The sequence below is a fragment of the Pseudomonas sp. FSL R10-2189 genome (assembly GCF_009600325.1).
Lineage (GTDB): Bacteria > Pseudomonadota > Gammaproteobacteria > Pseudomonadales > Pseudomonadaceae > Aquipseudomonas > Aquipseudomonas helleri.
On the sequence record NZ_WIVZ01000011.1, the window covers coordinates 86,387 to 108,221 of the forward strand.

18 protein-coding genes are annotated in these 21,835 nt (G+C 58.9%); 11 read left to right on the forward strand and 7 right to left on the reverse strand.

Annotated elements, in window-relative coordinates; all coding sequences use genetic code 11:
- Positions 1-69 precede the first annotated feature (69 nt).
- Positions 70-1,479, forward strand: a complete 1,410-nt coding sequence (gene mapR / locus GHO32_RS10860) for a GntR family transcriptional regulator MpaR (RefSeq protein WP_153335162.1) — start codon at positions 70-72, stop codon at positions 1,477-1,479.
- 135 nt (positions 1,480-1,614) lie between these two features.
- Here the strand turns inward: mapR and GHO32_RS10865 are convergent, their stop codons facing one another.
- Positions 1,615-2,025 (reverse strand): hypothetical protein, encoded by a 411-nt coding sequence (locus tag GHO32_RS10865; protein WP_048368958.1) that lies wholly within the window; start codon positions 2,023-2,025, stop codon positions 1,615-1,617.
- Between the two features lie 224 nt (positions 2,026-2,249).
- Between GHO32_RS10865 and GHO32_RS10870 the strand changes: the two genes are divergently transcribed.
- From GHO32_RS10870 to GHO32_RS10880, 3 genes are read left to right on the forward strand one after another with little or no spacing between them, the layout of a single operon-like run.
- A complete protein-coding gene (locus tag GHO32_RS10870) occupies positions 2,250-5,471 on the forward strand; it encodes an efflux RND transporter permease subunit (RefSeq protein WP_153335161.1) in 3,222 nt (1,073 codons plus the stop codon).
- Positions 5,461-6,627, forward strand: coding sequence for an efflux RND transporter periplasmic adaptor subunit (locus GHO32_RS10875; RefSeq protein WP_153335160.1), 1,167 nt, complete (start codon positions 5,461-5,463; stop codon positions 6,625-6,627). The genes GHO32_RS10870 and GHO32_RS10875 overlap by 11 nt, the downstream gene beginning before the upstream one ends.
- Positions 6,611-8,029: an efflux transporter outer membrane subunit gene (locus tag GHO32_RS10880; protein WP_153335159.1), complete on the forward strand. Its 1,419-nt coding sequence runs from the start codon at positions 6,611-6,613 to the stop codon at positions 8,027-8,029. The genes GHO32_RS10875 and GHO32_RS10880 overlap by 17 nt, the downstream gene beginning before the upstream one ends.
- Before the next feature lie 473 nt (positions 8,030-8,502).
- Here GHO32_RS10880 and GHO32_RS10885 read toward each other — a convergent pair whose 3' ends face one another.
- Positions 8,503-9,777 (reverse strand): Zn-dependent hydrolase, encoded by a 1,275-nt coding sequence (locus tag GHO32_RS10885; RefSeq protein ID WP_153335158.1) that lies wholly within the window; start codon positions 9,775-9,777, stop codon positions 8,503-8,505.
- Between the two features lie 30 nt (positions 9,778-9,807).
- Entirely contained in the window at positions 9,808-11,295 is a 1,488-nt protein-coding gene (locus tag GHO32_RS10890) for an NCS1 family nucleobase:cation symporter-1 (RefSeq protein WP_153335170.1), read from the reverse strand.
- A 592-nt stretch (positions 11,296-11,887) separates the two neighbouring features.
- Here GHO32_RS10890 and hydA point away from each other — a divergent pair.
- The 3 genes from hydA to preA are packed head-to-tail and all read left to right on the forward strand — an operon-like array spanning position 11,888 to position 16,027.
- The gene (gene hydA, locus GHO32_RS10895; RefSeq protein ID WP_048368949.1) at positions 11,888-13,327 is read left to right on the forward strand and encodes a dihydropyrimidinase; all 1,440 of its coding nucleotides are present in this window, start codon (positions 11,888-11,890) and stop codon (positions 13,325-13,327) included.
- A 57-nt stretch (positions 13,328-13,384) separates the two neighbouring features.
- Positions 13,385-14,752, forward strand: coding sequence for an NAD(P)-dependent oxidoreductase (locus GHO32_RS10900; protein ID WP_262124543.1), 1,368 nt, complete (start codon positions 13,385-13,387; stop codon positions 14,750-14,752).
- The gene (gene preA / locus GHO32_RS10905; RefSeq protein ID WP_048368947.1) at positions 14,753-16,027 is read left to right on the forward strand and encodes an NAD-dependent dihydropyrimidine dehydrogenase subunit PreA; all 1,275 of its coding nucleotides are present in this window, start codon (positions 14,753-14,755) and stop codon (positions 16,025-16,027) included. It abuts the gene before it with no gap.
- 93 nt (positions 16,028-16,120) lie between these two features.
- Here the strand turns inward: preA and GHO32_RS10910 are convergent, their stop codons facing one another.
- Positions 16,121-16,741, reverse strand: a complete 621-nt coding sequence (locus GHO32_RS10910) for a TetR/AcrR family transcriptional regulator (RefSeq protein WP_048368946.1) — start codon at positions 16,739-16,741, stop codon at positions 16,121-16,123.
- A gap of 306 nt (positions 16,742-17,047) precedes the next feature.
- Between GHO32_RS10910 and GHO32_RS10915 the strand changes: the two genes are divergently transcribed.
- Positions 17,048-17,332, forward strand: a complete 285-nt coding sequence (locus tag GHO32_RS10915; RefSeq protein WP_153330590.1) for a helix-turn-helix transcriptional regulator — start codon at positions 17,048-17,050, stop codon at positions 17,330-17,332.
- A 190-nt stretch (positions 17,333-17,522) separates the two neighbouring features.
- Here the strand turns inward: GHO32_RS10915 and GHO32_RS10920 are convergent, their stop codons facing one another.
- A complete protein-coding gene (locus GHO32_RS10920) occupies positions 17,523-17,879 on the reverse strand; it encodes a hypothetical protein (RefSeq protein ID WP_368668408.1) in 357 nt (118 codons plus the stop codon).
- Positions 17,880-18,131: 252 nt separating this feature from the next.
- On the opposite strand from GHO32_RS10920, the gene csrA reads away from it, so the two are divergent.
- The 3 genes from csrA (at position 18,132) to ppnN (ending at position 20,914) form a co-directional block, all read left to right on the forward strand.
- Positions 18,132-18,326: a carbon storage regulator CsrA gene (gene csrA / locus GHO32_RS10925; RefSeq protein ID WP_048368943.1), complete on the forward strand. Its 195-nt coding sequence runs from the start codon at positions 18,132-18,134 to the stop codon at positions 18,324-18,326.
- Positions 18,327-18,608: 282 nt separating this feature from the next.
- Positions 18,609-19,145, forward strand: coding sequence for a DUF1269 domain-containing protein (locus tag GHO32_RS10930; protein WP_048368942.1), 537 nt, complete (start codon positions 18,609-18,611; stop codon positions 19,143-19,145).
- Positions 19,146-19,540: 395 nt separating this feature from the next.
- Positions 19,541-20,914, forward strand: a complete 1,374-nt coding sequence (gene ppnN, locus GHO32_RS10935) for a nucleotide 5'-monophosphate nucleosidase PpnN (RefSeq protein ID WP_153335157.1) — start codon at positions 19,541-19,543, stop codon at positions 20,912-20,914.
- Between the two features lie 94 nt (positions 20,915-21,008).
- On the opposite strand, the gene GHO32_RS10940 is transcribed toward ppnN, so the two are convergent.
- Together GHO32_RS10940 and GHO32_RS10945 are read right to left on the reverse strand one after the other, a co-directional pair.
- A complete protein-coding gene (locus tag GHO32_RS10940) occupies positions 21,009-21,554 on the reverse strand; it encodes a thioredoxin family protein (protein WP_153335156.1) in 546 nt (181 codons plus the stop codon).
- A gap of 3 nt (positions 21,555-21,557) precedes the next feature.
- Complete coding sequence (locus GHO32_RS10945; protein ID WP_048368939.1) at positions 21,558-21,821, reverse strand: DUF2790 domain-containing protein; 264 nt, start codon at positions 21,819-21,821, stop codon at positions 21,558-21,560.
- Positions 21,822-21,835 lie beyond the last annotated feature (14 nt).

Here is a 21,835-nt window from a genome sequence, read left to right on the forward strand (position 1 = left end):
ATACCGGCAAACCGCGTCGTTAACATCGCGAGCAAGCCCGCTCCCACAGGATTAGCTGAGCTTTAGTTCATGAAACGCTACGAAAAATTTGCTGACGATATTGCTGAACTGATCCGTTCCGGGGTGCTCGGCCCCGGCCAGCGCGTGCCCTCGGTGCGCTATGCCAGCCAGACCTACGGCGTGAGTCCGTCTACGGTATTCCAGGCCTATTACCTGCTCGAACGCCGTGGCCTGATTCGCGCCAAGCCGCGTTCGGGGTATTTCGTCAACACCCATGCGCCCAGCCCGTTTTCCGAGCCGGAAGTCAGCAGCCACCCCACCGAGTCCACCCAGGTCGATGTGAGTGATTTGGTGTTCTCGGTGCTGGACTCCATCAAAGACCCGCACACCGTGCCGTTCGGCTCGGCCTTCCCCAGCCCGATGTTGTTTCCGCTGCAACGCCTGGCCCGCTCCATGGCCACCGCCAGCCGCGAAATGGACCCGCGCATGGTGGTCACCGACATGTCACCCGGCAACCCGCAATTACGTCGCCAGATCGCTCTGCGTTATATGGTCGGCGGCCTGATGCTGCCCATGGAGGAGTTGCTGATCACCAACGGCGCGCTGGAAGCCTTGAACCTGTGCCTGCAAGCGGTGACCGAACCCGGCGACCTGGTGGCCATTGAAGCCCCGGCCTTTTACGCCTGCCTGCAAGTGCTGGAGCGGCTCAAGCTCAAGGCCGTGGAAATCCCCGTGCACCCGCGTGACGGCATGGACCTCGACGCACTCGCCCATACCCTTGAACGGCACACCATCAAGGCCGTGTGGAGCATGACCAGTTTTCAAAACCCGATTGGCGCGACCATGCCCGAAGCCAAAAAGCAGGCGCTGGTCGAGCTGTTGCGCGAGCATCAAGTGCCGCTGATTGAAGACGATGTGTACGCCGAGCTGTACTTCGGCCAGCACGCGCCGAAACCGGCCAAAGCCTTTGATACCGAAGGGCTGGTGATGCATTGCGGTTCGTTCGCGAAAAGCCTGGCGCCGGGTTATCGGGTTGGCTGGGTGGCTGCCGGGCGTTTTGCGCAGAAGGTAGAGCGGCTGAAACTGATGACCTCGCTGTGCCCGTCGATGCCCGCCCAAGCGGCGATTGCCGATTACTTGCAGCACGGCGGCTACGACCGTCACCTGCGGCGCCTGCGCGATGCTCTGGAAGACCAGCAAAGCGCGATGCTGGCAGCGATTGCGCGGTATTTCCCGGCGCAGACCCGGGTCAGCAAACCGGCGGGCGGGTACTTTTTGTGGCTTGAACTGCCTGAGCAGATGGACTCGCTCAAGCTGTTCCAGATGGCCCTGGCTCAAGGCATCAGCATTGCGCCGGGGCCGATCTTCTCGGCGACCCAGCGCTTTAGAAACTGCATCCGCCTGAACTACGGCAGCCCGTGGGATGAGACCACTGAAAAGGCCATGGAAACCTTGGGCAAGATCGTTCGTTCTTTTTAAAGCCCCCTTAAAACCAACTGTGGGAGCGGGCTTGCTCGCGATTAGAACAACGCGTTTCAATCTTCAAGCGCGTCGATTCTATCGCGAGCAAGCCCGCTCCCACATGGTTCCGCACCCGCGGGGGGGGGTGGGGGATTAGCCCGGCATGCAGTTGAAGTCGGCGGTGTGGGCCACTTCTTTACCGCTTGCGTCCACTAGGGTGGCGCTTACGTGAGTACCAAGGCTCGACTCAACCAGCTTGTAGCGCTCGCCCGCCTTGAAGTTCTGGTAGTTGACATTGCCTTGGCAATCCACCTCGTTTTCATCACCTGTAGCGCCTTCATACAAGGTCACGTCCAGTTTGTGGGCGCCCGGGGTGACTTCAAAGTAGCGGCCATCATTGATGTTCTTGCCGTCTACGCGCTCGGCCATCAGGTCGCTGTTACCTTCTTCCTGCAGACCAATCCAGGCTTCACCCGGATCTTGCTTTGGCATGGGGCCGGCACAGGCTGTCAATAGCAGGGCCAAGCTCAGGGTCGGGATAAGCAGCAGTGGTTTAAGGTTCATTACGGTATGCCTCACACAGGGAACCAAAGAGTGCGACTGGCCGAGAGTCAACCCGTCGAGTGGTTCCAAGCTTGGCCCCGTAAACCGCTCTAGCCCAATGAATCTAGGTGAAGGGAGTTTAAGGACTTTACTAACGCAACCTTCATGTTGGTGAAAGCTGAAAGTTAAGGTGTGACGGTAAGACTGCCCGTGTTTGCAATTTTCACTCCTTTGGAGGTTCAGGCATGCTCGGGCTGGTAAAGACCGCACTGCACAAGCCCTACACGTTTATCGTGTTGGCGATTTTTATCTGCATCATCGGGCCTCTCGCGGCTTTGCGCACCCCGACGGATGTGTTCCCTGACATCGGTATTCCCGTGGTTGCCGTGGTGTGGCAATACACAGGGCTGGCGCCTGCCGACATGGCAGGTCGAGTTATTTACACCTACGAACGCTCACTGAGTACCACCGTTAACGATATCGAACACATCGAGTCTCAATCTTTACCCGGCATGGGCATTGTGAAGATCTTCTTCCAGCCAGGCGTCGATATCCGCACGGCCAACGCGCAAGTGACCGCCGTGTCACAAACCGTGCTCAAGCAGATGCCGCCTGGCATCACCCCGCCGCTGATTCTTAACTACAGCGCGTCGACGGTGCCGATCCTGCAACTGGCGTTTTCCAGCCCGACGCTCTCGGAAGCGAAAATTCGCGACCTGGTACAGAACAACATTCGCTTGCCCCTGAGCGCCCTGCCCGGCCTGGCCATGCCCACGCCCATGGGCGGCAAGCAGCGCCAGATCACCCTTGACCTCGACCCGCAGGCCCTTGCGGCCAAAGGCCTGTCGGCGCAAGACGTGGGCAACGCGCTGGCCGCGCAGAACCAGATCATTCCGGTGGGCACGGCCAAGCTCGGCACTTACGAATACACCGTGATGCTGAACAACAGCCCCACGGCGATTGATGAGCTCAACGACTTGCCCATCAAGACCGTTGACGGTGCGCTGATCACCATTGGTCAAGTGGCCCACGTGCGGGATGGTTCGCCGCCACAGACCAACATCGTGCGAGTCGACGGCCATCGCGCCGTGCTTATGCCCGCACTGAAGAACGGCAATATCTCGACCCTGTCGATTGTCGACGGGATTCGCGGGATGCTGCCGCGCATCAATGAAACCTTACCGCCCTCGCTGAAAACTTCCTTGCTGGGCGACGCTTCGGTGTTCGTTAAACAGTCAGTAGGCAGCGTGGCGCAGGAAGGGATCATTGCCGCCCTGCTCACCAGCGCCATGATTCTGCTGTTCCTTGGCAGCTGGCGTTCGACCCTGATCATTGCCGTGTCGATCCCCTTGGCTGTGCTCTCGGCGATTGCTCTGTTGGCCGCCACCGGGCAAACCCTGAACGTGATGACGCTCGGGGGGCTGGCGCTGGCGGTGGGGATATTGGTCGACGATGCGACGGTGACCATCGAGAACATCAACTGGCACCTTGAGCAAGGCAAGACGGTGCGCAAGGCGATTCTCGATGGTGCCAAACAGATCGTTGGCCCGGCGTTTGTCTCGCTGCTGTGTATCTGCATCGTGTTTGTGCCGATGTTCATGTTGCAGGGGATTGCCGGTTACCTGTTCCGCCCCATGGCACTCTCGGTGATTTTCGCGATGGGCAGCTCGTTCATCCTCTCGCGGACCCTGGTGCCGACCCTGGCGATGTTCCTGCTCAAGCCACACAACCCTGAGCAAGGCCCCGGGCATCACCCGGAAGACGGCTACATCAACCATCACGAGGGCGATCAGCCGACCCGGACACACTCGGCGCCAGTGCGTGCGTTGCTGAACTTCCAGCAAGGTTTTGAACGGCGCTTCTCGGCCGTGCGCGATGCGTACTACGGCGTGCTGGAACTGGCGCTGGCCAATCGCAAACGCTTTTTGCTCGGCTTCATGGCCTGTGTGCTGGCGTCCTTTGTCTTGCTCCCGACCCTGGGCCAGGACTTTTTCCCGGCAACCGATGCCGGGGCGCTGGCCTTGCACGTGCGCTTGCCATTGGGGACGCGGATCGAGGAAAGCGCAGCGGCGTTTGACCATATCGAATCGCGCATTCGCGAGATCATCCCGGCCGACCAACTGGACACCATCATCGATAACATCGGCATCCCGTTGAGCGGTATCGACATGGCGTATAGCAGCAGCGGCACCATTGGCCCGCAGGATGGCGATATCCAGGTCACCCTCAAAGCCAATCACGGCCCGACCGCCGAGTATGTCAAACGCTTGCGCGAAGCCCTGCCCGAGAGCTTCCCCGGCAGCCAGTTCGCCTTCATGCCCGCCGACATCAGCAGCCAGATCCTCAACTTCGGTGCCCCGGCGCCGCTGGACGTGAAGATTTCCGGGCGTGACGACGCGGCCAACCGGGCCTACGCCCTGGAACTGCAACGGCGCCTGCAACATGTACCGGGCATTGCCGACCTGCGCATCCAGCAGTCCGTGGGTTACCCGTCACTGCAAGTCAAGGTCGACCGTCTGCGGGCCAATGGCCTGGGGATTACCGAGCGCGACGTGACCAACAGTATGGTGGCCTCGCTGGCCGGCAGCTCGCAGGTGGCACCAACGTTCTGGCTCAACCCGCAAAACGGTGTGTCTTATGGCGTGGTAGCCGCCACGCCGCAGTATCGCCTCGACAGCCTGCCGACGCTGGAAGCCTTGCCGGTGACCGGCAGCAATGGCCAGTCGGCGATTCTCGGCGGGCTGGCAACCATCAGCCGAGTGGACAGCCCGGCCGTGGTCACGCACTACAACATCCAGCCCACCCTGGACCTGTACGCCAACATTCAGGGCCGCGATCTGGGCTCGGTGGCAGCGGATGTGCAAAAGGTCATCGACGGTGCGTCGGACCTGCGCCCCAAAGGCGCGATCATCTCCCTGCACGGCCAGATCGACGCACTGCATGAGGCGTTCAGCGGCCTGAGTTTTGGCCTGCTCGGTGCGGTGGTGCTGATCTACCTGCTGATCGTGGTCAACTTCCAGTCCTGGCTTGACCCGTTTGTGATCATCACCGCCCTGCCCGCCGCCCTGGCCGGGATCGTGTGGATGCTGTTCCTCAGCGGCACCTCGCTGTCGGTCCCGGCCTTGACCGGCGCGATCTTGTGCATGGGGGTGGCCACCGCCAACTCGATTCTGGTGGTGAGCTTCTGCCGAGAGCGCCTGGCCGTTCACGGCGATGCCCTCAAGGCTGCACTTGAAGCGGGCTACACCCGTTTCCGCCCGGTGTGCATGACCGCCCTGGCGATGATGATCGGGATGCTGCCGCTGGCCATCTCGGAAGAACAGAACGCCCCGCTCGGACGCGCCGTGATCGGTGGTCTGATGCTGGCAACCGTCGCCACTCTGCTGTTCGTGCCCGTGGTATTCAGCCTGGTGCACGGCCGTGAAAAAAATCGCGCTGCTGCTGGAGAAACTACCCATGTCGTCTGATCAAAAACCTTCGCGCAAGCGCCTGATGCTGCTGGGCATCGGCGGCCTGACACTGGCCGCGCTGCTGGTCGCCAATGGCCTCGCCGCGCGCAGCCGGCATGAGCAGGCGGTGGTCGGTTGGACCGAAGCCGCCGCCCTGCCCGTGGTCAACGTGTTCCAGCCTTTGCAAAACGCCCACGGCGACACCCTGCGCCTGCCCGCGCACCTGGAAGCCTGGAGCAAGGCGCCGATTCACGCCCGGGTGAACGGTTACCTGAAAAGCTGGACCAGCGACATCGGCAGCAAGGTCACGGCCGGTCAGGTGTTGGCGGTGATTGACAGCCCCGATCTAGACCAGCAACTGGCACAGGCTCACGCGCACATGTTGCAAGAGCAATCCAATGCCAAGCTCGCCGCGACCACCGCGACGCGCTGGCAAAACCTGGTGGACAGCCATTCGGTGTCGCGTCAGGAGGCCGACGAGAAGCAGTCCAACGCCGCTGCCGCAAAAGCCAACGCGCAGGCCGCCGAAGCGGACTACGCACGGCTGTCTTCGCTGGAAGACTACAAAACCATCCGCGCGCCCTTTGCTGGGACCATCACTGCGCGCAACACCGACATTGGTCAACTGGTGAAGGCCGACACCGACAGCGATCCGGAACTGTTCGACATTGCCGACACCCATCAACTGCGTCTGTACGTGCCGGTGCCGCAAAACTACGCCAGCGTGATTCGCCCCAACATGCAGGTGCAACTCAATGTGCCTGAGCATCCGGGGCAAACCTTCAGCGCCACGCTGGTGGGCAACTCGACCTCGATTGACCGGCGCTCCGGCACCCTGACCGCACAGTTCGTGGTGCAAAACCCCAACGACGCCCTGCTGCCCGGCGACTACGCCGAAGCGGTTTTGTCGATTCCGGCAGACACCCATGGCGTCAGCATTCCGGCCAGTGCGTTGATCTTCCGCGCCCAGGGCACCCAGGTGGCCGTGTTGGACACCGCGCAACACGTGCACTTGCAGGACATTCATATCGGCATGGACCTGGGCGACAAACTGGTGATCGATCAGGGCCTGAAACCCACTGACACCGTCATCGATAACCCGCCTGATTCTTTGCGTGACGGCGACTCGGTCAAACTTGCCGATGCGGGAGCCCCTCATGTCGCCAAAACTTAAACGCAGCGCCTTGCTGCTGGCGCTCGCGCTGCAAGGCTGCTCATTGGCCCCGACGTACAAACCGCCGGTGCTGGACCTGCCGCAGCACTACCGCGAGCAGACCAGCGATGGCCCGTGGCACAGTGCGCAGCCGGGTGACAGCGTGTCGCCACAGTGGTGGCGCGCTTATCAGGATGAGCGCTTGAACGACCTGCAACAGCGCTTGCTCAACGCCAACCCGGACCTTGCGGCGGCCCTCGCGCACTTCGATTCGGCGCAGGCGTATGCCAGCCAGTTGCATGCCGGGTTGTTCCCGCAAATCACCGCCAGCGAGCAAACCTTGCGCCAGCGCCAATCGGACAACCGACCGTTGCGCGGCAGCACCCAGCCATCGGTGTACAACAGCAACACCGCAGGCTTTGCGCTGAGCTTCGACCTGGACCTGTGGGGCAAAATCCGCAACCAGGTCGCCGCCGGTGATGCACAGGTTCAGGCCTCGGCCGACGACCTAGCGGTGGCACGCTTAAGCTTGCAGAAGCAACTGACCGGCCTTTACGTTCAGCTCGATGGCCTGGATGCGCAAAGCCGCATCCTGTCCAAATCGCTGGACGATTACCGACAGGCCCTGGACCTGACCAAGGCACGTTATCAAGGCCAAATTGCCTCGGAGATGGACCTGACCCGCGCACAGAACCAATTGGCTCAGGCCGAAGCGCAACTGGACGATGTGCGCGGTCAACGCAACCTGACCGAGCATGCCATTGGTGAACTGGTGGGCGTGCCCGCCAGCCAGTTCCAGCTGGCCGCGCGCAACGAGACCTTAAACCTGCCGCAGCCACCGCAAGCCCTGCCCAGCACCCTGCTGCAACGCCGCCCCGATATCGCTGCGGCTGAGCGTCGGGTATTTGCCGCCAACGCGCAAATCGGCGTGGCCAAGGCCGCCTGGTACCCGGACTTTAGCCTGACCGGCCTGTTTGGCGGGCAGAATCAGGGCGCTGGCAACCTGCTGGCGGCGGGCAACCACTTTTGGGCGCTGGGCCCGCTGGTCAGCTTGCCGATTTTTGACGGCGGCAGGCTCGATGCCCAGGAGCGCCAGGCCAAGGCCGAGTTCGAAGAAGCCTCTGCGCATTACCGCAGCCAAGTGCTGCGCGCCGTGCGCGAAGTCGAAGACAACCTGGCGCAATTGCGTGACCTGCAACAGGAAAACCTCGACGAACAAGCCGCAGCCAATGCCGCGCAACACACCCAGACCCTGGCCACTAACAGCTATGAAGCGGGCGCCGTGAGCTATCTGGATGTAGTGACCGCGCAAACCGCTGCATTACAGGCCGAACGCCAGGTACAAGCCCTGCGTACCCGGCAATTGCAAGCCAGTGTCGGGTTATTAACCGCGTTGGGGGGCGGTTGGGAGGGGCAGCAGTAGATCAAAAATCTCTGTAGGAGCGAGCTTGTCTCGCGATCTTTTGATCTAGATCTTGCTTTTGATCTTGATCTAAAAGGCCCCATTAAACCACGCTGGCCGAACGCAGGTTTTGCGCAGTGGGTAACCCGGCAGGACGCCGGGTTAGCCGCGACACGGCCATGGATGGCCGATCGCGGCGGGCCTACGGAGCAAGGCCTGTGGTGAGGGCATGCCGAGCCAAAGCGAGGCACCGAGGGGTAGGGGCAAAAGCGTTTTGGTTACTTTGCCGCTTTTGCAAAGTGACGCGGCGTAAGGCCGGAACCCTAAGTGGCCGTTGCCGCAGCAACGGATATGTACTCAAGTCAAAAGCCCCCTCACCCTAGCCCTCTCCCGAAGGAGAGGGAACCGATTGGGGGATGCTGAAGATACTCGGCGGCCTGTTTGCTGCGCGACAGCGCGGCGTCGAAGACGGGGCGGCCCCTCCTACAGGGCAATTAGTGCTGGGCAGCTACAGTTTCGGAGGCTGCCAGCATGGCTTTGAGCAGCACCGCGCAACCCGCCGCCAGGTCTTTGGGGTCGGCGTTTTCGATTTCGTTGTGGCTGATGCCGCCTTCACACGGCACGAAGATCATGCCCGCCGGGCCCAGTTCGGCGAGGAAGATCGCGTCGTGCCCTGCTCCGCTGACGATGTCCATGTGGCTTAAGCCAAGCTCGCTCGCCGCGTTGCGCACCGCGTTGACGCAATCGGGGTTGAAGTACAGCGGCGGGAAATCCGCCGTCGGGGTGAGTTCAAAACTCAAACCGTGCTTGGCGCACGTCGCCTCAATCACGTCGCGAACTTCGCTGATCATCGAGTCCAGCCGTTCCGGCCGAAGGTGACGAAAATCCAGGGTCATGCGCACTTCACCGGGGATGACGTTGCGTGAGCCGGGGTAAGCCTGCAGGCAACCCACGGTGCCGCAGGCATGGGGCTGATGGCCCAGGGCAGCTTTGTTGACCGCCGCGACCACGGCCGCCGCGCCGACCAGCGCGTCTTTGCGCAAGTGCATGGGGGTTGGCCCGGCATGGGCTTCGACGCCGCGCAGGTTGAGGTCGAACCATTTTTGACCCAGCGCCCCGAGCACCACACCGATGGTTTTGCGTTCGTCTTCCAGAATCGGCCCCTGCTCGATGTGCGCTTCAAAGTAAGCACCCACCGGATGCCCGCTGACCTTGCGGCTGCCTGCATAGCCAATGGCGTTGAGTGCTTCGCCAACGGTGATGCCTTGGGCATCGGTTTTGGCGAGGGTTTCTTCGAGGGTGAATTTTTCGGCAAACACCCCCGAGCCCATCATGCACGGGGCAAAGCGCGAGCCTTCTTCGTTGGTCCATACCACCACTTCAATCGGCGCTTGTGTCTGGATGTTCAGGTCATTGAGGGTACGCAGCACTTCGACCCCGGCCAGCACGCCGAAACAGCCATCAAACTTGCCGCCCGTAGGTTGGGTGTCGATGTGACTGCCGGTCATCACTGGCGGCAGGTCAGGATTAAGCCCCGGTCGGCGGGCGAAGATATTGCCCACGGCATCGACGCTGACGGTGCAACCGGCGTCTTCGCACCAGCGTACAAAAATGTCCCGGGCCTGACGGTCGAGGTCGGTCAGGGCCAGGCGGCACACACCGCCTTTGACCGTAGCGCCCAGCTTGGCCAGTTCCATCAGTGACGCCCACAGGCGTTCACCGTTGATCGACTGAGTGGCTTGCTGCTGAAGGGGATGTGCTGCGTTCATTTTTTTATTCCTCAGGCAGTTTTTATTGGGTCAGATCGTGCTTTTGGCAGCCGCTGTTTGCGGGCTGCTCAGGCGGCACAAGCCGTAGTAAATCGCGGCACCGAGCAGCGACCCGGTGAACCAGCCGTAGTCATAAAACCAGCTGAAAGCGCTGCTACCCAACGACATCAGGGTCAAGACCACCGGCACGCCAAAGGCGATAAAACCGTTCCAGTTCCAGGCCGGGTACACGCCGTCGCGGTAGAGCCCGGCGAGGTCGAGTTTTTGCTGACGAATGATGAAATAGTCGACCACCATGATCCCGGCAATCGGCCCCAGCAGGCTGGAGTAACCCAGCAACCAGTTGGAATACACGGTTTCGAGGCTGACATCCGAGACCAGCAAGCCGAGTTTTTTCAGCAGTTCATGGGCCATCAGCGCCAGCCCCACCAGCCCGGTCAAAATCACCGCTGTGGTGCGGTTGATCAGCTTGGGCGCGATGTTCTGGAAGTCATTGGTCGGGGAAACGATGTTGGCGGCGGTGTTGGTCGACAAGGTGGCGATGATGATCAACGCCATGGCCAGCGCGACCCAGCCGGGGCTTTGAATATGGCCGATCAGGCTGACGGGGTCGGAGACGGTCACGCCCACCAGTTTCTGCGAGGCGGCAGTCATGATCACACCCAGCGCGGCGAACAGAAACATGGTCAGCGGCAGGCCAAATATCTGCCCCAGAATCTGGTCTTTCTGGCTTTTGGCATAGCGACTGAAGTCGGGAATATTCAGCGACAAGGTAGCCCAAAAACCCACCATCGCCGTCAGCCCGGCAAAAAAGTAGCCATACACGCTGGCCCCTTCAGGGCGTTTCGGCGGCTGGGCCAACAGTTCGGTCATCGACACATTCGGCAAGGCCCACACCAGCAGGCCCAGCCCTACCAGCACCAACAGCGGCGCAGACAGGGTCTCAAGCCATTTGATCGACTCGGCTCCGCGTAGTACTACCCACAGGTTGAGTGCCCAGAACAGCATGAAACCGATGACTTCACCGATGCCCCCCAGGCTTTTCCAGCCTTCGAACACCGATCCCAGAAACAAGTGGATGGCCAGGCCACCGAACAGGGTCTGGATCCCGAACCAGCCACAGGCCACCAGTGCCCGGATCAGGCACGGGACGTTGGACCCGAGGATGCCGAACGAGGACCGCAACAGCACCGGAAAGGGAATGCCGTATTTGGTGCCGGCAAAAGCGTTGAGCGTCAGCGGGATCAGCACCACGATATTGGCCAGCAAAATCGCCAGCAGCGCCTCACCGACGGACAGCCCGAAGTAAGCGGTCAATACTCCGCCCAGGGTGTAAGTCGGCACACAAATCGACATGCCCACCCACAGCGCGGTGATGTGCCATTTATTCCAGGTGCGCTCATGCACGCGGGTGGGGGCAATGTCATGGTTGTATCGGGGGCTATCGAGAACTTCAGGCCCGGCTTCCAATTCGTACAAACCATCGCGTTCGGTGACTTGGGATCTGCTCGGTTGCATGCTCATTCACTCTCTTTTTTATGGTGATTAACCCTGCGCACGGACGCAGAGCGATTCTCTGTGCAATCACCGCGGACCAAGGCCGCGAGGTAATGGCAGCGACAATCAAAAACTGTGCCGTGTTAATTATTGTGTTCACGGACAGTTGTGTTCACACCTTACAACTCGCTGGTTTATAAGCACTTTTAAACCGCACACAACACGCCGATAAACCCTTATCAAGAATAGTTTGCATTGCCGGATAGAACTAAACGAAACATATCGGTGCACGCTTATTTATTTTTGTTTGGCTCTGGCTGTTCTCCGAAGACTTCAAGCGCCTGATTTAGCATAAGAAACTTCACCCATATTTAATTCCTGTCAAGTGCGCCGAAATGGTGAAAGCGCGCACCAATTTGGTGATTTAAAGATTAAACCTATATAAATCAATAAATTAAGTCACACATGCATACTTGAAAATAATATTTGCTCATTCCTTAACAACCCACTAGATTTTATTCCTGTCACCAGTGACAGGAATAAAAACCTGTACTACGGTCGTAATAACAACATTAGAACCGGCCCCAGCCGGTCTGCCTGCGAGGAACTTGGTATGTCGCTGTTAATCCGTGGCGCTACGCTAGTGACCCATGATGAAAGTTACCGCGCTGATGTTTATTGCGCAGACGGTCTAATCCGCGCAATTGGCACTGATCTTGAAGTTCCGCCCAGTTGTGAAGTGCTGGATGGCAGTGGCCAATATTTACTCCCCGGCGGTATCGATCCCCACACGCATATGCAGTTACCGTTTATGGGCACTGTTGCCAGTGAAGACTTTTTCAGTGGTACGGCGGCAGGTCTGGCAGGCGGGACAACGTCGATTATTGACTTTGTCATTCCCAACCCTCAGCAGTCGTTGCTGGAAGCCTTTCACCAGTGGCGCGGCTGGGCTGAGAAGTCCGCGTCGGACTACGGTTTCCATGTCGCCATCACGTGGTGGAGCGAGCAGGTCCGCGAAGAAATGGCCGAGCTGGTGAGCCATCACGGTATCAACAGTTTCAAACATTTCATGGCCTACAAAAACGCGATCATGGCCGCCGATGACACCTTGGTCGCCAGCTTTGAACGCTGCCTGGAACTGGGCGCGGTGCCCACCGTGCACGCAGAAAACGGCGAACTGGTGTATCACTTGCAACGCAAGCTGCTGGCACAGGGCATCACCGGCCCGGAAGCCCACCCGTTATCGCGGCCTTCGCAAGTTGAGGGTGAAGCCGCCAGCCGGGCCATTCGCATTGCGCAAACCATTGGCACACCGTTGTACCTGGTACACGTCTCGACCCGTGAAGCGCTGGACGAAATCACCTATGCCCGCAGCCAGGGCCAGCCGGTGTACGGCGAGGTGCTGGCCGGGCACTTGCTGCTCGATGACAGCGTGTATCAAAACCCCGACTGGCAAACCGCCGCCGGCTATGTGATGAGCCCGCCCTTCCGTCCACAGGGCCACCAACAAGCGCTGTGGCACGGCCTGCAATCCGGCAACTTGCACACCACCGCCACTGACCATTGCTGTTTCTGTGCTGAGCAAAAGGCCGCCGGGCGTGACGACTTCAGCAAAATCCCTAACGGCACGGCGGGTATCGAAGACCGCATGGCCGTGCTCTGGGATGAAGGCGTGAACACCGGGCGCTTGTCGATGCAGGAGTTCGTGGCGCTGACCTCGACCAACACCGCGAAAATTTTCAACCTGTACCCGCGCAAAGGCGCAATCCGCGTCGGCGCCGATGCCGATCTGGTGCTGTGGGACCCGCAGGGCACACGCACCATTTCCGCTAAAACCCACCACCAGCAGGTCGACTTCAATATTTTCGAAGGCAAGACCGTACGCGGAGTGCCCAGTCACACCATCAGCCAGGGCCGGGTGGTCTGGGCCGATGGCGATTTGCGGGCCGAACGCGGCGCCGGGCGTTATATCGAACGCCCGGCCTACCCCGCCGTGTTCGACCTGTTGAAAAAGCGCGCCGAGCATCACCAGCCCGTTGCTGTTAAGCGCTGAGTACACCACCACTGCCCGTCAGAGGCAGACGCTTCCCACAACCGTGAGGCAATTCCTGTGATCAAGTCCCTGAATCATCTACCGCACCCCCATGAAAATGCGCTGGTGCTGGCCAGTCACTTCACTGATCTGGCGCCACCGCTCAGCGCCCGTCAGGCTGAACTGGAAAGCTCGCGTTGCCTGTATTGCTACGACGCACCGTGTGTAAATGCGTGCCCAAGCGACATCGACATTCCGTCTTTTATTCGCAATATCCAGCAGGAAAACGTTCAAGGCGCTGCGCAGAAAATCCTTTCGGCCAACATTCTCGGCGGCAGTTGCGCCCGCGTATGCCCCACCGAAGTGCTGTGCCAGCAAGCGTGTGTGCGCAATAACGCGCAGGAATGTGCGCCGGTATTGATCGGCTTGTTGCAGCGCTATGCGATTGATAATGCGCAATTCAACGAGTACCCGTTCACCCGCGCCGCCTCAACCGGCAAGCGCATTGCCGTGGTCGGCGCGGGCCCGGCCGGACTGGCCTGCGCCCATCGGCTGGCCCTGCACGGGCACGAGGTGGTGATTTTCGAAGCCCGGGAAAAATCCGGCGGTCTCAATGAATACGGCATCGCCAAATACAAGCTGGTGGATGATTTCGCTCAGCGTGAAGTGGATTTTGTCTTGCAGATCGGTGGCATCGAAGTTCGCCACGGCCAGCGCTTGGGCGACAACCTGAGCCTGAGCGACCTGCACCAACAATTTGATTCGGTATTTCTGGCCATCGGCCTGGCCGCCAGTCGGCAGCTCGGTCTGGCCCACGAAGAGGCACCCGGTGTATTGGCTGCCACTGACTACATTCGCGAGCTGCGCCAAAGCGACGACCTGACCCAACTGCCACTGGCCGAACGTTGCATCGTGTTGGGCGCGGGCAATACCGCTATCGACATGGCCGTACAAATGGCCCGTCTGGGCGCCCGCGAGGTGAACCTGGTGTATCGCCGTGGTCAGGAAGACATGGGTGCGACCGGCCATGAGCAAGACATCGCCAAGGCCAATCAGGTGCGCCTGATGACCTGGGCCCAACCCGATGAGGTGTTGCTCGACGATCAGGGCCAAGTTCGCGGCATGCGCTTTGCCCGCACCCGCCTTGCAGACGGTCGCCTGGTGAAAACCGGCGAAACCTTTGAGCTGGCCGCCGATGCGGTATTCAAGGCCATCGGCCAAACCTTTGACGAAGCCACCCTGAGTGACCCGCTGGCCCATTCACTCCAGCGCACAGGCGATCGGATCACCGTGGATGAGCACCTGCGCACCAGCATCCCCGGCGTGTATGCCGGTGGCGATTGCACCTCGCTGGGCCAGGACCTGACCGTGCAAGCGGTGCAACACGGCAAGCTGGCCGCGCAAGCCATTCATGCCCAACTCATGCTCACTCAGGAGGCTGCGTAAATGGCCGATCTCTCGATTAACTTCGCCGGTATCAAAGCCCCCAATCCCTTTTGGCTGGCCTCTGCGCCGCCGACCGACAAAGCCTATAACGTGGTCCGCGCTTATGAGGCAGGCTGGGGCGGCGTGGTCTGGAAAACCCTGGGCGAAGACCCGGCGGCGGTCAACGTATCCTCACGCTATTCGGCGCACTTCGGGCCTAACCGTGAGGTCATGGGCATCAACAATATCGAGTTGATTACCGACCGCTCGCTGGAAATCAACCTGCGTGAAATCACTCAGGTCAAGAAAGACTGGCCAGACCGCGCACTGATTGTGTCGCTGATGGTGCCGTGTGAGGAGCAAGCCTGGAAGTACATCCTGCCGCTGGTTGAAGCCACGGGTGCTGATGGCATCGAGCTGAACTTTGGGTGCCCCCACGGCATGCCGGAACGCGGCATGGGCGCGGCCGTTGGCCAGGTGCCGGAGTACGTGGAAATGGTCACGCGCTGGTGCAAGACGTACTGCTCGCTGCCGGTGATCGTCAAGCTGACGCCCAATATCACCGATATCCGCCTCAGCGCCCGGGCGGCCCATCGCGGCGGTGCCGATGCGGTGTCGTTGATCAACACCATCAATTCGATCACCAGTGTCGACCTTGATCGCATGGTCGCCCTGCCTGTGGTGGGCAGCCAGAGCACTCACGGAGGTTACTGCGGCTCGGCCGTCAAGCCGATCGCGCTGAACATGGTGGCCGAAATTGCCCGCGACCCACAGACCCAAGGTTTGCCGATCTGCGGGATTGGCGGCATTGGCAGTTGGCGCGATGCAGCGGAATTTATCGCCCTGGGCTGTGGCGCCGTGCAAGTGTGCACCGCGGCCATGCTCCACGGGTTTCGGATTGTTGACGAGATGAAAGACGGTTTGTCGCGCTGGATGGACAGCCAAGGCTATTCGAGCCTGGAGGACTTTTCGGGTCGGGCCGTGGGCAATACCACTGACTGGAAATATCTGGATATAAATTACCAAGTCATCGCCAAGATCGACCAAGAGGCATGCATTGGCTGTGGTCGTTGTCACATCGCCTGCGAAGACACCTCGCACCAGGCCATTTCCAGCCAGAAACTGGCTGACGGGACGCACCGCTATGAAGTGATTGACGATGAGTGCGTAGGGTGCAACCTGTGCCAGATCACCTGCCCGGTAGACGACTGTATCGAGATGGTGCCGCAAAACACCGGCAAGCCGTTCCTGGACTGGAACCACGACCCGCGTAATCCGTACCACGTGGCTTCTTGAACCCCTGTGAGAGCGGGCTTGCTCGCGATCGCTTGCTCTTGATCGCAGCCTCGCTCCGCTCCTCAGCGACTACGGGTCGGAGGGGAGAATCTTTCAGGGTTCCAGCCCGATGCCGCGCAGGATGATGCTGGTGACACTGTGTATGGCGCGCTCGAACTGGATGTCACTCAACGGCTGATGCTCGTTGATGATATTCACCTGGTGATCGAAGTCTGCGTAGTGCTGGGTTGAAGCCCAGATCATGAACAACACGCTGGACGGCTCTACCGGCAATATCCGTTTGTCTGCCACCCACTGGCGGATTTTGGCTTCTTTCATTTTTGCCCAATCATAGAGACTCGCATCCAGCGTGAGCCCCAGTGTGGGCGCGCCATGGATGATTTCGTCTGCCCAGACTTTCGAGCCGTAGGGGCGCGTACGTGAGTGGGTCATCTTGGCGCGAATGTAACTGCTGAGGACCAGGCGCGGGTCATCATAGGTTTCAAAACACAGCGCATCTTGCTTCCACACCTCCAGCAAACCCAGCAAAACCGCGTTATACAGCTCGGTTTTGGTACTGAAGTAGTAGTGCAAGTTGGAACGAGGCAGCTCAACTTCAGCGGCAATATCCGCCATGGCGGTGCCCGCAAAGCCTTTTTCGGCAAAGACCTTTTCGGCTCCGAGAAGGATTTTTTCGACATTGCTGCGACGAATTTCGATCTTGTGATTGCTCATTACGTGCGGCCCTTGTCGTCACGATTCGTCGATATGTGTCCAGATAAAACTTGCGCCATCTGCCCGCTGCACGCAAGGGCTGAGTCTGGAATAAGGGGTCAGTCAGGGGGCGAAGCAATGCGGTGCCTCGCCTGCCGGTCCGAGATCAGAAATGTACTCGGACTGTTATTTTTGACAGGTTCCAAACACCTGAGAACGGTTTATAAATAAGCCCATAGCAAGGAAAAACCCTACGGGATACTCCTCTCACACAGAGAGATTTCCTACAACCCACTTACGTTTTTTGATCTATGGGAGCGTCTTGCCATGCATCAGCCTCAATCAGCGAGCAGTGGACAATCAACATACCTCCAGCCCGACGCCCAGACCAAAGAGAACCCGCTGAACGCTATCAAACTCACCCCCAAAGAAAAGGAAGTGCTCGCTTGGGGGGCTCAGGGCAAAACCTCCTGGGAGATTGCGCTGATCCTCAAATGCACGGAGTCGGGAGTCAACTTTCATTTCAGCAATATTCGTCTTAAATTCGGCGTTTCGAGCCGTAGCGCTGCGTTGATCAAAGCAACGGCCCTGGGGCTTGTTACACCTTTCTAAACGCTGAACAACTTGCATGTCCAGATTGCCGTCGACACGCGCTTAATGTGCGTGTAATCAGGGCATCGTATTGCTGTAATCCTGCTCACGCCTGGACCGGTAGCGCCGGGCACGCTTAAAAAAACAGGTGCCGACATTCGCGTAGTGCCCGTTGGGCACTACGCTTGAACCATGGCTGACAGGTAGTCGATCAAGGCGAAGGCGGCAGCTCTATCACGTCGGTTTCAATGCCTTCGAGCTTGGGTTTGAGCTTGATCTGTTCTTGCACGGCCCGGGCTTGAGCCTCGGTCGCATAAGGGCCGATCAAGAAATGTTGCACACCGTCTTTTTCGAGAATGTAGGGAACAAAGCCATTATCCAGCAGCCTGCCAGTGGTATCCGTAATCGTCGCTCTCTGCCCTTCCGTGAGCTCCAGCGCCCAGTGAGCAACAGGCACCTGGACCACCGCAGAGTGAGAAGCCGCTTTAGCCTGCTCGATTTTATCGTTAGACTCCTGACCGCAAGCCGTCAAGGCCAATATTGCTGTCATCACGATGACTTTACGCACTGCGTTTCCCCTATCTGTATGAGTGGGTCGATTTTATCACTGGGGCAGTGGCCTTTGCTCTCCTTGAACAAATCAAATCCGCCCTTATTTAAGCTTCATAGGCATGAGCTTCCCTCGTTCGGGGAATTTTACCTCTGGCCATGACGTCTGTAATGAGCGGCGCATTTATATGCACTTAGCAGTATTCTGTAGCCATGACCGAAGCCGCACCGTCTCAGAGACGTGCCTTACAAAGCCATCAAGGAGAAAAAAATGCTGATACTCACCCGTAAAGTTGGTGAAAGCATAAACATCGGTGACGATATTACGATCACTATTTTAGGAGTCAGCGGGCAGCAGGTCAGAATCGGCATCAACGCGCCGAAAGACGTCGCAGTACACCGCGAAGAAATTTATCAACGCATCCAGGCAGGTCTGAATGCTTCGGACAAAGGCAACCAGTCTTAATTCTCCGAGGTATCAGCCCTTGGAGTGAGTGTCAGGGCTGCCTAGCCAGCCCTCCACGATTGAAACCATCCCCGTTTTTTTCTGCAATCATGCCCCGTGATTACTTGCAGTGATGCGCTGCTGACTTGACATATCCAGGTTTGCGACCACGCTCTATCCTCGCAGAAGACTCAAATTCTCTGAATCACTGCGGCCACGATGCCCCTGCATCATGGCAACTGAGCGACTCCTTTTAATATCAGCCCCTCTGGGCTGGACCTGTATTGTCAAGGAATGAAAGACATGTCCGATCTAATCGTAGTGGGATTTTCAGACACCCAAACCGCCGACCGCGCGCTCACCGAGCTGGTGTCGTTGAGCAAAGAATATCTGGTTGAGCTCGAAGACTCGGTCATTGTTACGCGCAACGGTGAAGGCAAGCTCCATGTCAAACAAAGCGTTAACCTGACCGCCATTGGCGCCACCTCGGGCCTGGTCACTGGCGGGCTTTGGGGCGCACTGGTTGGCCTGCTGTTTCTCAACCCGCTGGCCGGTTTTGCCATTGGTGGCGCCCTGGGCGCTGGCGCCGGTGCACTGTCTGGCTCGTTGAGCGATTACGGGATCGACGACAAGTTCATCAAGAATCTGGGCGAAACCATTCCGAACAACTCTTCGGCGCTGTTTGTGCTGTTGCGCAAATACCAACCGGAGAGAGTGCTGGAAGAACTGCAAAAAGCAGGCTTCGAGGGCAAAGTTCTGCGCACCTCGTTGTCCCCTGAGCAAGAGAAAAAACTTCAGGAAGCCCTGTCCCATCATGTCCAGGCCCAACCGGCTGCCTGATCGTTAAAAACGGCACCGCCGTATTGACGATTCGACTGCCCCTGCCGGGCAGTCGAAACCTTGAATCTGCGCATCCATGCCTGTAAATCCCCGCTTAAAACCGTGCCCAGACCCTACCGTTGACCGCCCCTTGCAGACACCGTAATTGCTCAGAGACCTGGGCTTAAGTTAGCCGATCGATAGGTGGTCTTCTGCGTGCGCGGTGTTACTGTAGCCAGCGCGACCCGCGTAAGGTGGATCGCTCTGCGACATGCCTGCACAGAGGCACTATGCTTTAATCGAATGAATCCAAAGACGTAAGAGTTGGGACCTCTCGCTCGGCCAATGCGAAGTGCTGATATGAACTCATAAAGCTGCGCCACGCCATTTTTGATCCCGCTCACAGGAAGCCCACAATGGTTCAAAGACAAGTCATCAATGCTTCGGTCAGCCCGAAAGGCAGCCTGGAGACGCTCTCGCAACGTGAAGTGCAACAACTGAGCGAAGTCGGCTCAGGCCGCAGTTACACACTGTTCCGCCAATGCGTACTGGCTATTCTCAACACCGGTGCTCACGTCGACAACGCCAAAACCATTCTTGAAGCCTATAAGGACTTCGAAGTCCGGATTCACCAGCAAGACCGTGGCGTTCGCCTTGAGTTGCTAAATGCGCCAGCCGATGCCTTTGTCGACGGCGAAATGATCGCCAGTACCCGAGAGATGCTGTTCAGCGCCCTGCGCGACATTGTCTACACAGAAAGCGGTCTGGAAAGTACACGTGTTGACCTGAGTTCTTCTGCCGGCATCACCGACTACGTCTTCCATTTTCTGCGCAACGCCCGCACCCTGCGCCCAGGCGTAGACCCCAAGATCGTGGTGTGCTGGGGTGGCCACTCGATCAACACCGAAGAATACAAATACACCAAAAAAGTCGGCCATGAACTGGGCTTGCGCAGCCTGGACATCTGTACCGGTTGTGGCCCCGGCGTGATGAAAGGCCCGATGAAAGGCGCCACCATTTCACACGCCAAACAACGCCTGGTGGGGGGGCGTTACCTGGGCCTGACAGAGCCAGGCATCATCGCCGCCGAAGCCCCTAACCCAATCGTTAACGAACTGGTGATTCTGCCCGACATCGAAAAACGCCTCGAAGCGTTTGTGCGTGTAGGGCACGGCATCATCATCTTCCCGGGCGGTGCGGGCACGGCTGAAGAGTTTTTGTACCTGCTCGGGATTCTGATGCACCCGGACAACAAGGACGTGCCCTTCCCGGTCATTCTGACCGGCCCCAAAGAAGCCGAACCTTACCTGCAACAGCTGCACGAATTTGTCGGCGCTACCCTGGGCGAGGCGGCACAACAGCACTACCAGATCATCATCGACAACCCGCCTGAAGTGGCCCGCCAAATGACTGCGGGGCTTAAAGAAGTGAAGCAGTTCCGCCGCGAGCGCAATGACGCGTTCCACTTCAACTGGCTGCTGAAAATCGATGAAGGGTTCCAGCGCCCATTCGACCCGACCCATGCCAACATGGCCAACCTGCAATTGCGCAGCGGCCTGCCACCCCATGAGCTGGCCATCAACCTGCGCCAGGCTTTCTCCGGGATCGTGGCCGGCAACGTCAAAGAAAAAGGCATTCACCTGATCGAAAAGCACGGCCCGTACGAGATTCACGGTGACGCTGCGATCATGAAGCCGCTGGACAAACTGCTGCATGCCTTCGTTAAACAACACCGCATGAAGCTGCCCGGCGGCGCCGCTTACGTACCCTGCTATCGCGTCGTCAGTTAAAGCGCCACACATGGCCTGTTGAGGTTTCATGGCGTCAGCTGCGAAACCTTGCAGTCCCGGGGACTCATCGAGCAGTTCAGCACTGCCGAGTGCATCACTGCTCATGACTCTCGGCCAGTAAACGCTGAATAAATTGTTCCTGCTGCTGATACATACCCTCGCCAAAATGCGTGGCCCGCACTCGGCCTTTGGCATCAACAAAATAGTGAGCGGGCCAATACTGGTTATCAAAGGCACGCCAGATCACGCTGTTATTGTCGATTGCAACCGGGTATTCAATACCCAACGTCTTCACCTGCTGACGTACGTTCTCGACCACTCGCTCTTCTTCATATTCAGGCGTATGCACGCCAATCACCACCAGCCCTTCTTTGGCGTACTTTTTTGCCCATGCATTGACATAAGGCAGACTGCGCTGACAGTTGATACAGCCATAGGTCCAGAAATCCACCAGCACCACTTTGCCGCGCAAAGACTCGCGTGTCAGCGGCGGTGAGTTGAGCCATTCAACGGCGCCGGACAACGCCGGCATCGGCACACCGCCTTCTTGGGCCGCGAACGCTCCTCCACTCGCGGCCATCGCACCCAGCAACGCCAGCCAACGCGCTGCCCGGCCAACACCTGCAAACTTGCCAGTCATGGACTAGCCGCCCTCGTTGCAGTTTTGCGAAACTTTCAGGTAGTTGAGTTGCTGGGTTTGCCCCTTGGAGTCAAGGTAGGTCATGTGCGATTTGACCACCTGGCAGTCGTAACCTGGGTCTTCAGTGATAGCCAGCACCTTCTTCACATCCAGATGCGTGCCGTAGGTGTAGTTTTGCGCAACCGGCATTTCTTGGGCCTGGGCACCCAGGGCAAACAGGCTTAACGCGGCAAACACACCGGCAGCACAGGTAGCTTTAATGTTCATGATCAGTCCCTCAC

Bases quoted from the DNA above. Each gene is read 5' to 3' on its own strand.
- GHO32_RS10910 (WP_048368946.1), bottom strand. From the start codon at position 16,741: ATGAGCAATCACAAGATCGAAATTCGTCGCAGCAATGTCGAAAAAATC.
- GHO32_RS10930 (WP_048368942.1), top strand. From the start codon at position 18,609: ATGTCCGATCTAATCGTAGTGGGATTTTCAGACACCCAAACCGCCGAC.
- GHO32_RS10865 (WP_048368958.1), bottom strand. From the start codon at position 2,025: ATGAACCTTAAACCACTGCTGCTTATCCCGACCCTGAGCTTGGCCCTG.
- GHO32_RS10915 (WP_153330590.1), top strand. From the start codon at position 17,048: ATGCATCAGCCTCAATCAGCGAGCAGTGGACAATCAACATACCTCCAG.
- GHO32_RS10945 (WP_048368939.1), bottom strand. From the start codon at position 21,821: ATGAACATTAAAGCTACCTGTGCTGCCGGTGTGTTTGCCGCGTTAAGC.
- ppnN (WP_153335157.1), top strand. From the start codon at position 19,541: ATGGTTCAAAGACAAGTCATCAATGCTTCGGTCAGCCCGAAAGGCAGC.
- mapR (WP_153335162.1), top strand. From the start codon at position 70: ATGAAACGCTACGAAAAATTTGCTGACGATATTGCTGAACTGATCCGT.
- csrA (WP_048368943.1), top strand. From the start codon at position 18,132: ATGCTGATACTCACCCGTAAAGTTGGTGAAAGCATAAACATCGGTGAC.
- GHO32_RS10870 (WP_153335161.1), top strand. From the start codon at position 2,250: ATGCTCGGGCTGGTAAAGACCGCACTGCACAAGCCCTACACGTTTATC.
- GHO32_RS10890 (WP_153335170.1), bottom strand. From the start codon at position 11,295: ATGCAACCGAGCAGATCCCAAGTCACCGAACGCGATGGTTTGTACGAA.
- hydA (WP_048368949.1), top strand. From the start codon at position 11,888: ATGTCGCTGTTAATCCGTGGCGCTACGCTAGTGACCCATGATGAAAGT.
- GHO32_RS10940 (WP_153335156.1), bottom strand. From the start codon at position 21,554: ATGACTGGCAAGTTTGCAGGTGTTGGCCGGGCAGCGCGTTGGCTGGCG.
- GHO32_RS10880 (WP_153335159.1), top strand. From the start codon at position 6,611: ATGTCGCCAAAACTTAAACGCAGCGCCTTGCTGCTGGCGCTCGCGCTG.
- preA (WP_048368947.1), top strand. From the start codon at position 14,753: ATGGCCGATCTCTCGATTAACTTCGCCGGTATCAAAGCCCCCAATCCC.
- GHO32_RS10885 (WP_153335158.1), bottom strand. From the start codon at position 9,777: ATGAACGCAGCACATCCCCTTCAGCAGCAAGCCACTCAGTCGATCAAC.
- GHO32_RS10875 (WP_153335160.1), top strand. From the start codon at position 5,461: ATGTCGTCTGATCAAAAACCTTCGCGCAAGCGCCTGATGCTGCTGGGC.